The organism is Amycolatopsis sp. (assembly GCF_035546795.1).
GTDB lineage: Bacteria > Actinomycetota > Actinomycetes > Mycobacteriales > Pseudonocardiaceae > Amycolatopsis_E.
On record NZ_DASZWC010000051.1, the window covers coordinates 100,768 to 119,350 of the forward strand.

General features: G+C 69.7%; 14 protein-coding genes. 8 read left to right on the plus strand and 6 right to left on the minus strand.

The window, feature by feature from the left end:
* Positions 1 to 53: 53 nt before the first annotated feature.
* From VHD82_RS26935 to VHD82_RS26945, 3 genes are read right to left on the minus strand one after another with little or no spacing between them, the layout of a single operon-like run.
* Positions 54 to 2,069, minus strand: a complete 2,016-nt coding sequence (locus VHD82_RS26935; protein ID WP_325709796.1) for a phage holin family protein — start codon at positions 2,067 to 2,069, stop codon at positions 54 to 56.
* Complete coding sequence (locus tag VHD82_RS26940; RefSeq protein ID WP_325709798.1) at positions 2,066 to 2,671, minus strand: DedA family protein; 606 nt, start codon at positions 2,669 to 2,671, stop codon at positions 2,066 to 2,068. The genes VHD82_RS26935 and VHD82_RS26940 overlap by 4 nt, the downstream gene beginning before the upstream one ends.
* The gene (locus tag VHD82_RS26945) at positions 2,668 to 3,453 is read right to left on the minus strand and encodes an MBL fold metallo-hydrolase (protein ID WP_325709801.1); all 786 of its coding nucleotides are present in this window, start codon (positions 3,451 to 3,453) and stop codon (positions 2,668 to 2,670) included. Before VHD82_RS26945 ends, VHD82_RS26940 begins: the two co-directional genes overlap by 4 nt.
* Before the next feature lie 131 nt (positions 3,454 to 3,584).
* Between VHD82_RS26945 and VHD82_RS26950 the strand changes: the two genes are divergently transcribed.
* The 5 genes from VHD82_RS26950 to VHD82_RS26970 all read left to right on the plus strand — a co-directional run bounded on the left by VHD82_RS26950 (position 3,585) and on the right by VHD82_RS26970 (position 13,044).
* Entirely contained in the window at positions 3,585 to 3,848 is a 264-nt protein-coding gene (locus VHD82_RS26950) for a hypothetical protein (protein ID WP_325709804.1), read from the plus strand.
* 484 nt (positions 3,849 to 4,332) lie between these two features.
* Complete coding sequence (gene gltB / locus VHD82_RS26955; protein ID WP_325709807.1) at positions 4,333 to 8,862, plus strand: glutamate synthase large subunit; 4,530 nt, start codon at positions 4,333 to 4,335, stop codon at positions 8,860 to 8,862.
* On the plus strand, positions 8,855 to 10,309 hold the full coding sequence (locus tag VHD82_RS26960; RefSeq protein WP_325709810.1) for a glutamate synthase subunit beta: 1,455 nt from the start codon (positions 8,855 to 8,857) through the stop codon (positions 10,307 to 10,309). The genes gltB and VHD82_RS26960 overlap by 8 nt, the downstream gene beginning before the upstream one ends.
* Before the next feature lie 464 nt (positions 10,310 to 10,773).
* A complete protein-coding gene (locus VHD82_RS26965) occupies positions 10,774 to 12,168 on the plus strand; it encodes a Dyp-type peroxidase (RefSeq protein ID WP_325709813.1) in 1,395 nt (464 codons plus the stop codon).
* Positions 12,169 to 12,258: 90 nt separating this feature from the next.
* On the plus strand, positions 12,259 to 13,044 hold the full coding sequence (locus VHD82_RS26970; RefSeq protein WP_325709816.1) for a DeoR/GlpR family DNA-binding transcription regulator: 786 nt from the start codon (positions 12,259 to 12,261) through the stop codon (positions 13,042 to 13,044).
* On the opposite strand, the gene VHD82_RS26975 is transcribed toward VHD82_RS26970, so the two are convergent.
* On the minus strand, positions 13,035 to 14,471 hold the full coding sequence (locus VHD82_RS26975; RefSeq protein ID WP_325709819.1) for a cobyric acid synthase: 1,437 nt from the start codon (positions 14,469 to 14,471) through the stop codon (positions 13,035 to 13,037). The two genes, VHD82_RS26970 and VHD82_RS26975, sit on opposite strands and share 10 nt — an antisense overlap.
* On the minus strand, positions 14,468 to 15,379 hold the full coding sequence (locus VHD82_RS26980) for a cobalamin biosynthesis protein (protein ID WP_325709822.1): 912 nt from the start codon (positions 15,377 to 15,379) through the stop codon (positions 14,468 to 14,470). The genes VHD82_RS26975 and VHD82_RS26980 overlap by 4 nt, the downstream gene beginning before the upstream one ends.
* A 36-nt stretch (positions 15,380 to 15,415) precedes the next feature.
* On the opposite strand from VHD82_RS26980, the gene cobU reads away from it, so the two are divergent.
* Genes cobU through VHD82_RS26995 form a run of 3 tightly spaced genes read left to right on the plus strand, consistent with a single transcriptional unit; the run spans position 15,416 to position 17,770 of the window.
* Positions 15,416 to 16,036 (plus strand): bifunctional adenosylcobinamide kinase/adenosylcobinamide-phosphate guanylyltransferase, encoded by a 621-nt coding sequence (gene cobU / locus VHD82_RS26985; protein WP_325709825.1) that lies wholly within the window; start codon positions 15,416 to 15,418, stop codon positions 16,034 to 16,036.
* The gene (gene cobT, locus VHD82_RS26990; RefSeq protein ID WP_325709828.1) at positions 16,033 to 17,046 is read left to right on the plus strand and encodes a nicotinate-nucleotide--dimethylbenzimidazole phosphoribosyltransferase; all 1,014 of its coding nucleotides are present in this window, start codon (positions 16,033 to 16,035) and stop codon (positions 17,044 to 17,046) included. Before cobU ends, cobT begins: the two co-directional genes overlap by 4 nt.
* A 10-nt stretch (positions 17,047 to 17,056) precedes the next feature.
* Entirely contained in the window at positions 17,057 to 17,770 is a 714-nt protein-coding gene (locus VHD82_RS26995) for an adenosylcobinamide-GDP ribazoletransferase (protein WP_325709831.1), read from the plus strand.
* 81 nt (positions 17,771 to 17,851) lie between these two features.
* Here VHD82_RS26995 and VHD82_RS27000 read toward each other — a convergent pair whose 3' ends face one another.
* Complete coding sequence (locus VHD82_RS27000) at positions 17,852 to 18,580, minus strand: FadR/GntR family transcriptional regulator (protein ID WP_325709834.1); 729 nt, start codon at positions 18,578 to 18,580, stop codon at positions 17,852 to 17,854.
* Positions 18,581 to 18,583: the final 3 nt, after the last annotated feature.

The following is an 18,583-nucleotide window of genomic DNA, read 5'->3' on the forward strand; positions in this document are numbered from 1 at the left end:
CCAGTGCAGGCGACGGGATGCCCACCAACTCGGTCGGGTTCAAAGCCCTTCCGCTATGCGGGTTCGGGGTGGCCCAGCTTCGTCAACCACAGCCGGAACAGCTTGTGCAGTGCCTCGGCCCCGACCAGCTCGCCCGGCGAATCGAACTCGCGCGGGTAGATCAGGAAACCCCGCTCTTGTGGCCCACCGAAACCGCCATGCGAACCGACGTGCATCTCGAACGGGGAAGCCTGCTCGGTCTCCGGGTCGAAACGGCTGTTGATCATGATGTCGGCGCAGTGCGGGAACGTGTCGACGCGCTTGATCTGCTCCGCCGCGTGCGGGTTCAGGTGGGCGATCGGATCATCCCCGATGACATAGCCCGTCGCCAACCGGTGCAGGCCGTCGCGGCCGAGCACGACCGGGCCGAACTCCTTGCTGCGCACCAGCATGAAGCCGACGCCGGGGTGGTCCACCAACGCGGGCAACAGATCCGGATACTCGCGCTCGATCGTCTCCAGCTCCACCCGGCCTTCGTAATCGGTGAAGGAAACCATCGCTATGTGCCCGGAAACCGTGACCACCACGCCGGGAGCGACGCGTTTGACCTCGCTGGGGCCGGTGCGGTCCAGCCGCGGCTTGTGCTCGATCCGGCCGGCGCGCTGCGAACGGTCCCGCAGGCGCTGGGCGATCGGCCCGCCCGTCTGCGCGACCTGCTCCGACGGGCCACCGCACAGTTTGCCGACGTACTCCTCGATCGTCTCACCGAACCGGTCCGCGAACGCCCATCCCTGCGTCTGCCCGTGGTCGGACAGCACGACGAGGTGGTACCGCCGCGGTGCGAGTTCGCTCGCCCGGTGCAACCGCCCGATCTGCTGGTCGATCGCCCGCAGCACGGCCAGCGAATCGAACCGCTCGATCCCGGAATGGTGCGCCACCTCGTCGTAGCCGAGGAAGTCCGCGTACACCACCGAACGCCCGTCGAGCATGTCCTCCAGCACCGCGGACACCGTGACGTCCCGCGCGATGACCGTGGTTCCCGGACGCGCCAAGGGATAGATCCCACCGCGCTTGACCCGCGGGTGCACCCGGGCCCGCCGCTGCCGCGCCGCCGCGGACAGCTCACGGCCGACGTCCACCAACGCCGACAGCAAAGTGTGCACGGCGTTCACCGGGTTCGCGAAGTACGTGTAGTACCCGGCGCCAACCCGATCCTTGCGACGGCGGCGCAAACCCTTGGGCAGCAACACCGAAACGGCGCTCATCGTCAGGCTGTAGTGCGGGGCGTCGCCGGTGAACAGGTTGCCGTGACTGGCCCCGTCCACCGCCAGCAAACCGCGCCCGTCCGAATGCCGGCGCTCGATCTCGGCCGCGTCCTTCGGGTGCGCGCACGCCATCACGTGGTCGCGATCCTTTTCGTACCAACGGAAACCGAGAATGTCGTAATTGGACCCGTGCAGGATGCCCGCCACGCTGGCGCCGGTCTGCGAGCTCCAGTCCGTCTGCCACTGGGTCAGGTTGTGGCTGTCCTTCGCCAGCCAGTGGGCCAGCGTCGGCATGTCGCCGTCGCGCACCGCGCGGCGCACCACGTCGTACCCGAGGCCGTCCACCTGCAGGAAGATCACGCCGGGCGGCTGGTCTTCGGCCTGCTCGGGGCGGCGCCTGCTGCTGCGCGCGGCGCGGCGGAAGAAGATCTCGTCCTCGTCGATCGCCAGCACGCTGCTGACCACGGCGTTGACCGCCGAAATCCCCACCACGACGAGCACCCCGGTGCGCAGCCCGTCGACCTGCACCCCGGGCACCGCGGCCAGCGCGGCGAGCGCGCCCGCGCCCAGCAACAGGAAACTGCCGATGCCGAGCGTGAACAGCGCCAGCGGCAACGCGACCCGCAGCACCAGCGGCCACACCACACCGGTCAGCAGGCCCAGCAGCAGCGCGCAGACGATCGGCTGCCACCACTGCGGCATCGAGAACCCGTCGAGCCACAAGTCCAGCCCGTGCAAGGAAAGCGCGACCGTGAGCCAAACCAGCACCACTCGGGCAGCCGTCCGCCCACGCCGCAGCAGGCGGCCCCGCTCCGCTTCCGTCATGAACCCACCTTCGTTTCCCCCTGGCGCCCTTTCGCCTTCTCGCGGCGCCGTTTCGCCACCAGGTTCACCACGCCCGTCACCACCAGCACCAGCACCGCGGCCAGCAGGGTCGCGATCAGCGGCGAGTCGAAGATGCCACCACTGACCACCCCCAGCAACGCGTACGCGACCGCCCACAGCACACACGCCGCGAGCGTCGCGGGCACCAGTCTGCGCCATGGGTACGACACAGCGCCCGCCGCGAGCAGCACCGGGATCCGCCCGGCCGGGATCAGCCTGCCGACCACGATGAGCTGCCAGCCCTGCCGTTTGAACCTGTCCCGCGCACCGGCCAGCCTGTCCGGCCGCTGCCCGCGCCCCAGCCAGCGCACCGCGGCGTCACCACCGAGGCGCGCGATCGCGAACGTGATGAGGTCGCCGCTCGCCGCGCCCAGGGTGGCGAGCAGCAGGACCAGCGGCAGGTTCAGGTGCGGGGTGGTCATCGCGACCGCGGCCGCCGCGCCGACGACCGCACCGGTGGGCACGATCGGCACTATGGAACCGATGAGCACGCCGAGGAACAGGGTGGGGTAACCGATCGACGCCGGGTCGGTCCAGCTCACTCGCCCACCTCTGTGTTGTCGCGCAACGCGACCTGCTCCCCCGGCTCCGTCACCAGGACCTCCGTGTCCCCCTCCGCGGCGGTCGCGAATCTGCGCGGCGGCTCGGTCAACAGCCGGCGCATCCGGCCGGTGCGCGCGATTCCCGGCACCGCAAGGGTTCCCCAGTGCACCGGCACCGTCACTCTCGGCCGCAGCAGCCGCACGGCCTCGGCCGCGCGCTCCGGATCGAGGTGCCCTGGCCCCAGGTTCGGGCCCCAGCCCCAAACCGGGAGCAGCGCGACATCGAGCGGACCGAACCCGGCCATCTCCTCGAACAGGTCGGTGTCGCCGGAGTTGTAGACCCGCACCCCGGCGGCCTCGATGAGGTAGCCGATCGCGGGCGCCTGCGGGCCGTGCGTGAACCGCGGGCCCCAGCGATGACCGGAATGCTTCGCGGGCACAGCCGTGATCCTCAGCCCGGACTCGTCGACGGTCTCGCCGACCCCGATCTCGTGCACCGCGGAGAAACCCCGGCGCCGCAACCACTCCCCGGCTCCTCGCGGTACCACGATCAGCACGTCCGGGCCGAGCCGCCGCAGCGAGGGCAGGTGCAGATGGTCTCCGTGCAGATGCGAGATCAGCACGAGATCGACGCCTTGCCAGGTGTGCCGGGGCAGCGGCGCGGCGACGCGGACGAGCCCGCCGATGCTCCGGGTGAGCGCGGGATCGGTGAGCACGACGCGTCCCGCCAGCTCCAGACGGACCGTCGAGTGCCCCAGGAAGCGCATCACCAGTCCGTTCACAACGCCATTATCCGGGCCGGATCACGGTGCAGCATGTTCGCAACACGCGATGGACGAGACATTCCGCACATCTTCCGTGGATCCGAGTGAACCGCGAGTTTTAATCGAGCGAAGAACCACGAGGAGGCGACATGCCACCGGACGCCGCCGAACTGAATCATCGCGAGCTGGCCCTGCTGAAGGCCGTGGCCTCGGGCCGCGCCGAAATCACCTGCAGCAGCGAGCCGGATCTCTTCTTCGACGGGCTGGCCTGTTGCGACCAATCCTGCGCGCGCCGGCTCGCCGGGCTCGGACTGGTCGCCCCGGCACGACAGGGAAGCCCGTGCGAACGCGTTCCCGCGGTGCTGACACCGGCAGGCAGAGCGTGGTTGATCCCCCGGACGGCCGCCGCTTGAGTAACACTCCGGTTACCGCGAACCGTGGCCCCGCTGACCGAGTGAATCGATCACGCTGACCCACCTGACCCCCGTTTGACCTGGTCAACCCCGGTGGTCCGGGGTAGGTACGGACAGCGGTCCGGAGTCAACGCCGACGTGGCATTTCCCACGAGCGGCGTTCGACGTATGTCGATAACAGCTAATTCACACTACTGTCATAAGACCGGCCAACCCGGGAGTAACAACCACGCCGTGGCGGCGCTCCCACCACTTCGAGCGCCAAGCCGGCCGGAAAACCGAAAAAACGCCCAAACGACGTACAGCTCGAACGGCCACCCAGTGACGTGCGGCCGGGCGATGGCAGCTGCCCAATGGCAGCACACCTCGCCACTTTCCTCTCGACTGACCATCGCGGCCCGGGACAACCGTGTTAGCCAGGCTCTCCAAGGCCTGCACGATCGGGTGAACCCTGGCCGCCGAACGCCCAAGGAGGCGGCCAGCCGTGACCCGCCACAGCACGAGCAAGCCGGCAGGCTTGTACGACGCACAATACGAACACGACGCCTGTGGCGTCGCCTTCGTCGCCGATCTCGCCGGGCGGCGAGACCATGAGATCGTGCGTAAGGCACTGGTCGCGCTGCGAAATCTCGAGCATCGGGGTGCGAGAGGAGCCGAGCCGGACACCGGGGACGGCGCCGGCATCCTGATCCAGATCCCGGACGCGTTCTACCGCGAGGTCGTGGATTTCACGCTGCCTGAAGCTGGTTCATACGCCGTGGGCACGGCTTTCCTGCCGACCGACGAAACCGCGCGTGGCCGGGCGATGAGCGCGATCGAGGGCATCGCGGCCGAAGAGGGCATGAAGGTCCTCGGCTGGCGCGAACTGCCCATCGACCCCGAACACGTCGGCCCGACCGCGAAGTCGGTCATGCCGCATTTCACCCAGCTCTTCGTTGCCTCGCGCGAAGAAGGCGTCACCGATCTCGCGCTGGAGCGCGCCGCCTTCTGCGTGCGCAAGCGCGCCGAACACGCGCTGGAGCCGGAAGGCGTGTACTTCCCCAGCCTTTCCGCCCGCACGATCGTCTACAAAGGAATGCTCACCGAGCCGCAGGTGGAGCGCTTCTTCCCGGACCTGACCGACGAGCGGGTGACCAGCGCCATCGGCCTGGTGCACTCCCGGTTCTCCACCAACACCTTCCCGTCCTGGCCGCTGGCGCACCCGTACCGGTACGTGGCGCACAATGGGGAGATCAACACCCTGCGCGGCAACCGGAACTGGATGGACGCGCGCGAGTCGATGCTCGCCACCGACCTGATTCCCGGTGACCTCAAGCGGATCTACCCGGTCATCACGCGCGGGGCGAGCGACTCGGCCACGTTCGACGAAGTGCTGGAGCTGCTGCACCTCGGCGGCCGCAGCCTGCCGCACGCGGTGCTGATGATGATCCCCGAGGCCTGGGAGAACCACGAGGAGATGGACCCGCAGCGGCGGGCCTTCTACGAGTTCCACTCCGCGCTGATGGAGCCGTGGGACGGGCCCGCGCTGGTGTCCTTCACCGACGGCACCCAGATCGGCGCGGTGCTCGACCGCAACGGCCTGCGCCCCGCCCGCTACTGGGTCACCGAGGACGGCCTCGTCGTGCTCGCCAGTGAGGTCGGCGTGCTGGAGCTGGACCCGGCGAGCATCGTGCGCAAGGGCAGGCTGGAGCCGGGCCGGATGTTCCTCGTGGACACCGCCGCCGGGCGGATCATCGACGACGAGGAGATCAAGGGCGGCCTCGCCGCGGAGCACCCGTACGGCGAGTGGACCGCGAACGGCCTGGTGCACCTGGAAGAACTCCCGGAGCGCGACCGCGAGGTGCCGACGCACGCGTCGCTGGTGCGCCGGCAGCAGGCCTTCGGCTACACCCAGGAAGAGCTGGAAACCCTGCTGGAACCGATGGCCCGCAACGGCGCGGAGCCGATCGGTTCGATGGGCAACGACTCGCCGCTGGCGCCGCTGTCGAGCAAGCCGCGGCAGATCTTCGACTACTTCACGCAGCTGTTCGCGCAGGTGACCAACCCGCCACTGGACGCCATCCGCGAGGAACTGGTCACCTCGCTGGGCACCCAGCTCGGCGCCGAGCCGAACCTGCTGGAGGCCGGGCCGGCGCACTGCCGCAAGATCGTGCTGCCGTTCCCGGTGCTGGACAACGACGAGCTGGCCAAGCTCGTGCACATCAACGACGATGGCGACCTGCCCGAGTTCCAGGCGGTCACCGTGCTCGGCCGCTACGACGTGCGTGGCGGCGGCAAGGCGCTGGTGCAGCGCCTCGACGAGATCTGCTCCGAGGTGTCCGAAGCCATCGAGGACGGGGCGCGGCTGATCGTGCTGTCCGACCGCGGGGTGGACGCCAACCACGCGGCGATTCCGTCGCTGCTGCTGACCGGCGCGGTGCACCACCACCTCGTGCGGCAGAAGACCCGCACCCAGGTCGGCCTCATCGTGGAAGCCGGTGACGCCCGCGAGGTGCACCACATCGCGCTGCTGATCGGCTACGGCGTCGCGGCGGTCAACCCGTATCTGGCGATGGCGACCGTCGAGGAAATGGCCCAGCAGGGCCGGATTCCCGGCATCACGCCGAAGCTGGCCACCCGGAACCTGATCAAGGCGCTGGGCAAGGGCGTGCGCAAGACGATGTCGAAGATGGGAGTGTCCACAGTGGCCTCCTACACCGGCGCGCAGATCTTCGAGGCGATCGGGCTCGGCGCGGAAGTCATCGACACCTGCTTCGCGGGCACCACTTCGCGCCTCGGCGGGGTCGGGTTCGAGACGCTGGCCGACGAGGTCGGGCAGCGGCACACGCTCGCGTTCCCGCGCGACGAGATGCGGCCCAGCCACCGCGAGCTGGAGACCGGCGCGGACTACCAGTGGCGGCGCGAAGGCGAGCCGCACCTGTTCAACCCGCAGACCGTGTTCAAGCTGCAGCACTCCACGCGGTCGGGGAAGTACGAGATCTTCAAGGAGTACACCCAGGCGGTCAACGACCAGGCCGAGAAGCTGATGACCCTGCGCGGGCTCTTCGACTTCAAGGAGGGCGAGCGCCAGCCGGTCCCGATCGAGGAGGTCGAACCGGTCTCCGAGATCGTCAAGCGGTTCGCCACCGGCGCCATCTCCTACGGCTCGATCTCGATGGAGATGCACCAGACCCTGGCCATCGCGATGAACCGCCTTGGCGGCAAGTCCAACACCGGCGAGGGTGGCGAGGATCCCGAGCGGCTCTACGACCCCGAGCGCCGCTCCGCGGTGAAGCAGGTCGCGAGCGGCCGGTTCGGCGTGACGAGCGAGTACCTGGTCAACGCCGACGACATCCAGATCAAGATGGCGCAGGGCGCGAAGCCCGGCGAAGGCGGGCAGCTGCCCGGTGCGAAGGTGTATCCGTGGATCGCGAAGACGCGGTTCTCCACGCCGGGCGTCGGGCTGATTTCCCCGCCGCCGCACCACGACATCTACTCGATCGAAGACCTGGCTCAGCTCATTCACGACCTGAAGAACGCCAACCCGGCCGCCCGTATCCACGTGAAGCTGGTGTCCGAGGTCGGCGTCGGCACGGTCGCGGCCGGGGTGTCCAAGGCGCACGCGGACGTCGTGCTCATCTCCGGGCACGACGGCGGCACGGGTGCTTCGCCGCTGTCCTCGATCAAGCACGCCGGTGGCCCGTGGGAGCTGGGCCTGGCCGAGACGCAGCAGACGTTGCTGGCCAACAGGTTGCGGGACCGGATCGTCGTGCAGACAGACGGTCAGCTCAAGACCGGCCGTGACGTGATGATCGCCGCGCTGCTGGGCGCCGAGGAGTTCGGCTTCGCCACCGCGCCGCTGGTGGTGTCGGGCTGCATCATGATGCGGGTCTGTCACCTCGACACCTGCCCGGTGGGCGTGGCGACGCAGAACCCGAAGCTGCGCGAGAAGTTCAGCGGCAAGGCCGAATACGTCGTGAACTTCTTCGAGTTCATCGCCCAAGAGGTGCGGGAGTACTTGGCACAGCTGGGTTTCCGGTCGATCGCCGAGGCGGTCGGGCACGCCGAGCTGCTGGACAAGCGGCGCGCGATCCAGCACTGGAAGGCCGCCGGGCTCGACCTGGCGCCGGTCTTCCACGTGCCCGAACTGGCGCCGCGCGCGGCCCGGCACCAGATCGTGGCGCAGGACCACGGGCTGGACAAGGCGCTCGACAACACGCTCATCCAGCTGGCCGAGGGCGCGCTGTCCTCGGGTGACCGGGTGAAGCTGGAACTGCCGGTGCGCAACGTCAACCGGACCGTCGGCACCATGCTCGGCTCGGAGCTGACCAAGAAGTGGGGCGGCGAGGGCCTGCCCGACGACACGATCGACGTGACCTTCACCGGCACCGCGGGCCAGTCGTTCGGCGCGTTCGTGCCGCGCGGTATCACGTTGCGGCTCATCGGCGACGGCAACGACTACGTCGGCAAGGGCCTCTCCGGCGGGCGGATCATCGTGCGGCCGCCGAAGGAGTCGCAGTTCGCCGCGGAGGAGCACATCATCGCCGGCAACGTGATCGGCTACGGCGCGACCGCGGGCGAGATCTTCTTGCGCGGCAAGGTCGGCGAGCGGTTCTGCGTGCGCAACTCGGGCGCGCTGGCCGTCGTCGAGGGCGTCGGCGACCACGGCTGCGAGTACATGACCGGCGGCCGGGTGGTGGTGCTCGGCGGGATCGGGCGGAACTTCGCCGCGGGCATGTCCGGCGGTGTCGCCTACGTGCTCGACCTGACTCCGCTGCGGGTCAACCGCGAGATGGTCGACCTGGACCCACTCGACGACGAGGACACCGAGTTCCTCCGTGACGCGGTGGAAAGGCATTACGTGGAAACGGAATCCGCTGTCGCACATGCGCTGCTGGCCGACTGGGACGTCGCCGTGGAGCGGTTCGGCAAGGTCATGCCGAAGGACTACAAGCGGGTTCTGCAGGCACAGGCCGCGGCCGAACGCGACGGCCGCGACGTGAACGAGGCGATCATGGAGGCCGCTCATGGCTGACCCCAAGGGCTTTCTGACCACCAGCCGGGAAACGCCGAAGAGCCGCCCGGTCGACATCCGGATCCGGGACTGGCGTGAGGTCTACGAGGACTTCGCCTCCACGAAGCTGGAGAAGCAGGCCGGGCGCTGTATGGACTGCGGCATCCCGTTCTGTCATCAGGGTTGTCCGCTGGGGAACCTGATCCCCGAGTGGAACACACTGGTGTGGAGCCAGGACTGGCAGGACGCGAGCGAGCGGCTGCACGCGACGAACAACTTCCCGGAGTTCACCGGGACGCTGTGCCCCGCCCCGTGTGAAACCGCTTGTGTGCTCGGGATCAACGACGATCCGGTCACCATCAAGCGGGTCGAGATCTCGATCATCGACCGCGCGTGGGAGGAAGGCTGGGTCACCCCGCAGCCGCCGAAGACGAAGACCGGCAAGAAGGTCGCCGTCGTCGGTTCGGGCCCGTCCGGGCTGGCCGCCGCGCAGCAGCTGACCCGCGCCGGGCACGACGTGGTCGTGTTCGAGCGGGCGGACGCGATCGGCGGGCTGCTGCGGTACGGGATTCCGGCGTTCAAAATGGAAAAATGGCGGCTGGACCGCCGGATCGAGCAGATGGAGGCCGAGGGCACCGAGTTCCGCGCCGGGGTGAACGTCGGCGTCGACGTGACCGCGGCCGAGCTGCGTGAGTCCTTTGATGCGGTGGTGCTGGCCGGCGGCGCGACCGCGTGGCGCGACCTGCCGATCGACGGGCGCGAGACCACCGGCGTGTACCAGGCGATGGAGTTCCTGCCGCTGGCCAACCGCGTCGCCGCGGGCACCCTGGACGAGACGCCGATCAGCGCCGAGGGCAAGCACGTCGTGGTCATCGGCGGTGGTGACACCGGCGCGGACTGCGTCGGCACGGCCCACCGCCAGGGCGCCGCTTCGGTGACGCAGCTGGAGATCATGCCGAGGCCGCCGGAGTCCCGTTCGGACGCGCACCCGTGGCCGACTTACCCGATGATCTACCGGGTCTCGTCCGCGCACGAAGAGGGCGGCGAGCGGCTTTACTCGGTGAACACCCAAGAGTTCGTCGCCGACGACGACGGGAACCTGCGCGCGCTGCGGCTGGTCGAGGTGCGCAGTGAGGGCGGGAAATTCGTCCCCGTCGAGGGCACCGAGCAGGAGCTGCCGGCGCAGCTGGTGTTGCTGGCGATGGGTTTCGTCGGCCCGCAGCGCGAGGGCCTGCTCACCGAGCTGGCCGTGGACCTGGACCAGCGCGGGAATGTCGCTCGGGACAAGGACTTCAAGACGAGCGTGGACAACGTGTTCGTGGCCGGAGACATGGGCCGCGGCCAGTCGCTCATCGTCTGGGCGATCGCGGAAGGCCGCTCGGCGGCTGCCGCGGTGGACCGCTTCCTGGTGCCGGACCGCAAACTGCTCCCGGCGCCGATCGCCCCGACCGACCGCCCACTCGCGTAACGCGGGCGCACGAGGACTGGGCGCCCGCACGGCAACGACGCCGTGCGGGCGTCTTTTTTCGTTTTGCACGGTGAGTGGGCGGTCATGCCGTCGCCTGCGGGGCTGGAATCGCTTTGCCCTTGCGTGGCAACGGCAACGGCCGCGCGCAGAGCGCGCTCTGTGACCCCACCCCCGCCCCGATCGCGCAGTGTTCGACGGGGCGCTGGGGATCGGTTCGGTGGCGGGGTGTGTGCGTGGGGGTGTGTCGGGGTGCGTTGCCGGGCGGCGGTTAGGCGGATGGTGATGCGAACCGATCAAGATCAAACACTGACCGTGTGTTGTCCGGTTTGTGCCGGTATGTCGCTGCGACGTTCGGGTGAAAAACGTCTCTGGATGCATTTATCCGCGCGAGGCCGGTCCTTACTTCCGAGGCGCGAGAAGAACAACTGGGGACGCCTCGACGCAGATACGAGGAGGGGCTTGGCATGCCCGTTGACCTGTCCAATCCGCTGAGCTGGCGGACCGCGACCGGCGACGCCGTCGACATGCTCGACCAGCTACAGCCGAACATCCTGAAAGCCCATGTCCGGGACCATCTCCAGGTCCTGTTCCTGGCCTTCGGCGACGCCGGCGAAGCGCGTGTGTTCCTGAAGGCCGTCGCGGGGGTGATGAAATCCGCGAAGGCCCACCTCGAAGAGATCGAGGCATTCAAGACGGCCCGGTCCGGTGGCACACCGTACGTCGGCCTCGGGCTGACCGCGCATGGGTACGCGACGCTCGGGATCGCGAGCGGGCCCGCCGATGGTTCGTTCCTCGGCGGGGCGAAGGGCGCTGTCGAGAACCTTACCGATCCGCCGGTGCCGGAGTGGGAGGAGCCGTACCGGCAGACGATCGACGCGGTCCTGCTGATCGGGGACGCGCACCAGGCGCCGGTACGCGCCAAACGGGCCGAGATCGACGCGTTGCGGCCGGGGTCGGTCACGGTGGTCGGCGAGGAGACCGGGCGCGGGATGACCAACGAAAACGGTGACGGGATCGAGCATTTCGGTTATGTCGACGGTCGCAGTCAGCCGCTGTTCCTCACCGAGGACATCGACAACGAGCGCGACACCACCGACGGTATCAACGAGTGGGATCCGGCCACCCCATTGAGCCAGGTGCTCGTCCCCGATTCCGCGGCCCCGGACCCCGCCGTGCATTTTGGCAGCTATTTCGTTTTCCGGAAACTGGAACAGAACGTTCGCCTTTTCAAACAGGCGGAGAAAGAGCTGGCCCGCGAACTGGAACTGAAAGGCGAGGACCAGGAACGCGCAGGCGCGATGCTGATCGGGCGTTTCGAGGACGGTACCCCGTTGGTTTCACAGCGCGCGGCGGGTTCGCATCACCCGGTGGAGAACGATTTCAGTTACGACAGCGACAAGCTGGCCCAGAAATGCCCGTTCCAGGCCCACATCCGCAAAACGAACCCGCGTGGTTCGGGCGGGGCCGAGCCACCGGAGCGGGAGCGCCTGCACCTGATGGCGCGGCGCGGGCAGACCTACGGCAGGCGCCTGGACGACCCGGGCACCGACCTGCCGCCGATTCTGCGCCCGACCGCCGGCGTCGGCCTGCTTTTCATGGCATTCAACAGCAATCTCGGTAACCAGTTCGAGTTCACCCAGCGCCTGTGGGCCAACAACACCGGCTTCCCGATCACCGCGGACGGCTCGCAGCCTGGGCTGGATCCGGTGATCGGCCAGGGCAGGCGCACGGAGTCGGGTTATGCACCGGAATGGGGCCGCAGCGGCGTAACGGTCGCCGATCCGGTGCCGCAGGCGGTCACGCTGAAGGGCGGCGAATACTTCTTCATGCCGTCGATTGCCTTCCTGCGGGCATTGTGAGCAAAAAGCCAACAGTCCCGCCGAGTGATCCCCGGTGGGCTGTCCGGCCACCGATTTCCTTCTCGCCGGGAAAGCAGGTAGTAGTTAGGCGTGGATCGACATGAACGCCTGAACACGTTGCTCGAAATGGTCGGGCAACGGGCCAGGATCGACGTCGAGGAAACGGCGAAGGAACTGCGGGTTTCCCCCGCGACGATTCGACGCGACCTCGACCACCTTGCCGGCAGGCAATTGCTGACCCGCACCAGAGGTGGTGCGGTCGCCGGAAATGTGGCTTATGACCTCCCGTTGCGGCACAAGGCAGCCTCGCATTCCGCCGAGAAACAAAGAATCGGCGAGGCCGCCGCGAAGCTGGTGCGACGCGGGATGGTCGTCGGGCTCAACGGCGGCACCACCGCCACCGAGGTGAGCCGCGCGATCGCCACCCGGCCCGAGTTCAACAACACCGACAGCGCGCCCGCACTGACCGTGGTCACGAACGCGCTGAACGTGGCGCACGAGCTGACCGTGCGGCAGAGCATCAAGATCGTCACCACCGGCGGCGTCGCGCGCACCCGGTCGTTCGAGCTGACCGGGCCGCTGGCCGAGCTGATCCTGCACGAGGTGAGCCTCGACCTCGCGTTCCTCGGGGTGGACGCGGTGGATCCGTTGCGCGGCCTGTACGCCCACCACGAAGCGGAGGCGAGCGTGAACCGGTTGCTGGCCTCGCGCGCCCGGCAGGTGGTGGTCGTGGCCGACAGTTCGAAGCTCGGCGCCTACGCCTTCGCCCGGATCAGCGCGACGATGGACGTGCACACGCTGGTCACCGACACAGCGGCGAACGAGAGCCTGGTGCAGGCCTTCGAAATGGAAGGGGTCGAGGTCATTCAGGCCTGAGCCAGCCGTAGCAACAGAGCCGTGTCCAGGTGCTCGTCGATCGCGTCGGCCAGTCTGTCCAACATGGACTCCCGCAGGCTCGCGAAGCCCGGCGCCCCGGGGCTGGGCGACCATTCCGCGCCGGCCTGTGCCGCCGCTTCGGCGAGCCAGGCGCGGCGGAACCCGTCGTTGTCGAGCGTGCCGTGCCAGGTGGTGCCCCACACCGAACCCACGCGCCACCCGTCGAGGAACGGCTCCGCGTCGGCGTGCGCCGTGGCCACGCCGTGGTGGATCTCGTACGCCTGCACCTCGTGCCCGCGCCACTGACCGACCGGACGGCCGAGCACCTTTTCCGGCGCGAACGACACAGTGGTCGGCAACAGCCCCAGCCCGTCCGCCGAACCAGCGCCGGATTCCACCTCGTCGTGGATTTCCCTTGCCAGCATTTGATATCCGCCGCAGATCCCGAGCACCGGCCGGCCCGCCGCCGCTCGTTCGGCGAGTGCGCCTGCCAGCCCGCGCGAACGCAGCCAGCCCAGGTCGTCGACGGTGGCGCGGGTGCCAGGCAGCACCACGATGTCGCTGGTGCGCACCACATCCGGCTCCGCGGTCAGGCTCACCGTCACGCCCGGCTCGGCGGCGAGTGCGTCCACGTCCGTCGCGTTGGAGGCGCGGGGAAAGCGCACGACGGCGACCCGCAACGAGCCACGCTGCGGCTCCCGCGCCCAGCCCGCCGCGGCGAGCGCGTCTTCCGAGTCGATCCACACCCCGTCGAGCCACGGCAGCACCCCAAGCACGGGTCGGTCAGTCAGCTCCGCGATCCGGTCCAGCCCCGGCCGCAGCAGCCCGAGGTCGCCGCGGAACTTGTTGACGATCCAGCCCGCCAGCAGCGCCTGATCCTCGGGCTCCAGCAAGGCTTTCGTGCCATACATCGCGGCCAGCACCCCGCCGCGGTCGATGTCGCCGACGACCAGCACCGGCAGGTCGAATCGCCGCGCCAGCCCCATGTTGACGTAGTCCCCGGCCCGCAGGTTGATCTCCGCCGGGCTGCCCGCGCCCTCGCACACCACCACGTCGAACCGGGTGCGGAGTTCGGCGAAGGTGTCGAAAGCCAGTTGCGCCAAGGCTTTCCGGCCGCTCGCGTACTCACCGGCTTCGAGGGTGCCGAACGGTTTGCCGAGTGCGACGATGTGCGAGCGGTGGTCGCTGCCGGGTTTGAGCAACACGGGGTTCATCGCCGCCTCCGGCTCGACCCCGGCCGCGATCGCCTGCAGCCACTGCGCGCGCCCGATCTCGGCGCCGTCGGCGCAGACCATCGAGTTGTTCGACATGTTCTGTGCCTTGAATGGCGCCACGCGGATCCCCTGCCGCGCGAGCCAGCGGCAGATTCCGGCGGTGACAAGGCTTTTGCCCGCGTCCGAAGTGGTCCCGGCGATCAGCAGGCTCATCGCGTCACCGCCACGGCCAGCGCGGCGAGCCCGACGAGCTTCGACAACCGCACCGAACGGCGCAGGTCCGCCGGCTCCGGCGTGCGGCCGTCGCCGAGGGTGCCGCGGTCCTCGGTCACGCCGCCGTAGGTGTTGACGCCGCCGAGTCGGATGTCCAGCGCACCGGCGAACGCGGCTTCCACCGGTCCGGCGTTCGGGCTCGGATGCTTGGCCGCGTCCCGGCGCCACACCCGCCAGGTCCGGCCGGGGTGCCCGCCGAGCAGCGTCGCGGCGAGCGCGGCGAGCCGGGCGGGTACGAGGTTGGCGAGATCGTCCGCGCGCGCGGCGGCCCAGCCGAACCGCTCATACCGGGCCGAGCGATGCCCGACCATCGCGTCGAGCGTGTTGAGCGCGCGGTAGCCGAGCAGCCCCGGTACCCCGGCGATCGCGCCCCACACCAGCGGCGCGACGACGGCGTCGGAGGTGTTCTCGGCGATGGATTCCGTCGCCGCCCTGGCGAGTTCCTTCGTGTCCAGCTTCGTCGCGTCGCGTCCGCACAGATGCGCCAGCCGACGGCGAGCGGCGGGCAGATCGTCCGCTTCGAGGAATTCGGCCATCACCTCCCCTTCTCGGGCGAGACCGCGACCACCGAGCACAGCCCACGTGGCGAGCGCCGTGACCACGAAGCGCGCGAAGGGCTTGCGAGCTGCCGCCTGCGCGACAGCGCCGAGGCCGACAGCAGCCCCAACGCAGGCGGCAGCGTACGCGGCGCCCCGGGGCCGCGAGTCGGCCCACATGCGGCGCTCCAGTGCACCGGCCGCGCGCCCGAAGGCGGCCACCGGATGCCCGCGCCGGGGGTCGCCGAGTGCCGTATCCAGGGCGTAGCCGGCGGCGAGACCCAGCGCGGTCAACGATCTTGCATCCACCACGAACGTGACGGTAGTGCTTGCACGAGAATGCCGGGTATGACCAAGCTGACCCAGCGGCTCGCCACCTCGCTCGAGGCCGCCGCCCGGCTGCTCCGCCGGTTCGGGCGCGACGAGGACAAGGTGCTCATCCTGGGCGGGGTGCGCTCGGGCAAGTCGCGCCACGCCGAGCGGCTGATGACCGCCCACCCCGAGGTCGTGTACGTGGCGCCCGGGTATCCGGCCACCGACGACGATCCGGAATGGGCGGCCCGGATCGCCCAGCACCGCGCCCGCCGCCCGGCGAACTGGCGCACCGTCGAGGCCACGGACCTGGCCGCGACAGTGCGCAAAGCATCCAGACCGCTGCTCATCGACTGTCTCGGGACCTGGGTGAGCCGGGTGCTGGGCGAGGTCGGCGCCTGGGACCAGGCCGAGGGCTGGGAGCTGCGCCTCGACGAGCGCATGGAGGATTTCCTCGACGCGTGGCGCGCCGCGCACGTCCCGATCGTCGCGGTGACCAACGAGGTCGGGATGGGTGTGGTGCCCGCGACGGTGTCCGGACGCGTGTTTCGTGATGTGCTGGGGGCGCTCAACAACCGGGTCGCCGCGGAATCGGACAGCGTCCAGCTCGTGGTGGCCGGGCGCGTACTGCATCTCGGCGAAAGGGCCCTGCTGTGATCGACATTCCGCTTCCCGACTCCCAAGCCCGCGAGGAGGCGCTGACCAGGCTGGACGCGCTGGTCAAACCGCTGGGCGCGCTCGGCAGGCTGGAAGAGCTGGCCGCGTGGCTGAGCGCCGCGCACGGCATGGTCCCGCCGCGCCCGCTGGACGACGTGCGGGTGGTGGTGTTCGCCGGGGACCACGGGGTGTCCGGCGTCTCGGCGTATCCGCGCGAGATCACCGCCGCGATGGTCCGGGTGTTCCTGGCGGGCAAGAGCGGGGTCAACGTGCTGGCCCGGCAGGTCGGCGCCAAGGTGCGCGTGCTGGACATCGCGGTGGACGACGAACTGGCCGACGTGCCCGAGGACGTGCGGACCTACAAGATCCGCCGCGGCTCCGGCTCGATCGACTTCACCGACGCGCTGGAGCCGGGCGAGGCCGAACGCGCCTTCGACGCGGGCCGGCTGGTCGCGAACGCGGAGATCTCCGCCGGGGCCGACCTGCTGATCCCGGGTGACATGGGCATCGGCAACACCACGGTCGCCGCCGCGCTGGTCGCCGCGATCCTCGGCGTGCCTGCCGAGGAGGTCGTCGGCACCGGGACCGGTGTGGACGAGGCCGGCCGGGCGCGCAAGGTCTCGGTGGTCGAGCGCGCTCTCGCGCGGCCGCGCGGCTCCGACCCGTTCGCGGTGCTCACCGCGCTGGGCAGCGCCTGCGCAGCCGCGACGGCCGGGTTCCTGGTGCAGGGCGCGGCGCGCGGTGTGCCGGTGTTGCTGGATGGCGTGTTCTCGGGTGCGGCGGCGTTGGTGGCACGGGAAATCGCGCCGGACGCCGTGCACTGGTGGCTGGCCGGGCACCGCTCGACGGAGCCTTCGCAGGCGTACGCGCTCAAGGCGCTCGGGCTGGAACCGATCCTCGACCTCGGGCTGCGGTTGGGCGAAGGCAGCGGCGCGGTGCAAGCTGTGCCGACGTTGCGGGCGGCGCAGGCGATCATCTCCGACATGGGGCTGCTGGCCGATCTTGCTTGATTCGCTTCGGATGGCCGTCGGCACCCTGACCGCGTTGCCGGTCCCGCCACCGAGCCGGATCGACCGCCGGGTCGCGAGCGGCGCCATGCTGCTCGCACCCGTGGCGGTGGTTCCGCTGGCGGCGCTGGCCGGGTTGGTGGTGTGGGGCGGTCATCTCCTCGGGCTGCCTGGGCTCGCGTCGGCGGGTGTCGCGGTCGGCGTGGTCGCGTTGGGCAGCCGGGGCCTGCACCTCGACGGACTCTCGGACACGGCGGACGGCCTCGGCGCCTCGTACGACCGGGAGCGGGCGCTGGAGATCATGCGCCGCGGCGATTCCGGGCCTACCGGCGTGGCGACGCTCGTCCTGGTCTTGATCGTCCAATGTGGAGCGTTGTCGGCCGGTGGCTGGGGCGCCGCGGTGGCCGGGGTGCTGGCCGGGCGGTGTGTGCTTTCGTTGTGCTGCGCGCGGGGCGTACCGTCCGCGCGGCCGTCGGGTCTCGGGGCGACGGTTGCCGGGTCAGTGCCGATTCCCTTGGCAGTGCTGGTTTTCGCGCTTGCGGCGGGGCTGGCGGCGTTGCTGCCGGGGTTGCCTTGGTGGCGGGGCCCGTTGGCGGTGGGGATCGGGTATCTCGCGGCCGGGGTGCTGTTGTGGCGGTGCACCCGGCGGCTGGGCGGGATCACCGGGGACGTGCTCGGGGCCTGTGTCGAGGTGGCGACCGCGGCGGTGTTTTTGGGGTTGGCTTGAGTTTCGCGTTGCGACCGCAACGGCACAGAGCGCGCTTTGTGCCCCGATCGTGGACGGGGTGGTCGTGGCTGGCGGAGCTTGTTAGTCCGTGCCTGCCTTGTCGACGGCGTGGCGCAGGGCATGTTCCGTGATGCGGAAGTGCTCCCCGGCGATGGTCGCCGCTGTGTCGGGGTCGCTGGTGGTGATCGCCTCGACCAGCGCGCGGTGCTGGGGGATGGCCAGTTCCCGCGAGCGCGGGGTGAACGGCTCGTGGCTGACGCCGAGGCTCACCTGTGCGAGCAACTGCCGGCCAAGGTCGGCCAGCAGCGGGTTGTGCGTCGCGGCCGCGATGGTGCGGTGCAGGTCCACGTCGGCAGAGCGGGCGCTTACACCGTCGTCTGCGCGCTCGTACCGTTTCAGCGCGCCGAGGATGGCCGCGTCGTCTTCCAGGGTGTGGCGTTCGGCCGCGGTGCGTGCGATGAGCGACTCGATCAGGCGCCGCAGGTCGAAAAGGTGTTCCAGTTGTACCCGATCTTTGCCCAGCAGATCGCGCACCGCGCCCCCGGTGCGCTCGCCCCAGTCCTGCCGGACGAACGAGCCGCCCGAGCGTCCGCGCCGGATTTCGACATAACCGGCCTCGCGGAGGTCCGAGAGCGCCGCCCGGACCGTCACCCGGCTCACTTCGAGCATGTCGGCGAGGTCGCGTTCGGCCGGTAGCCGTTCACCCGCGGAGTAGTCGCCGACCGCGATCGCGGCGATCAGCCGGTCGGCCACCGCCTTGGCGGCGGAAAGCGGCTGCACCGGTGTCGACAACTCCCGCTCATCTGTCACACG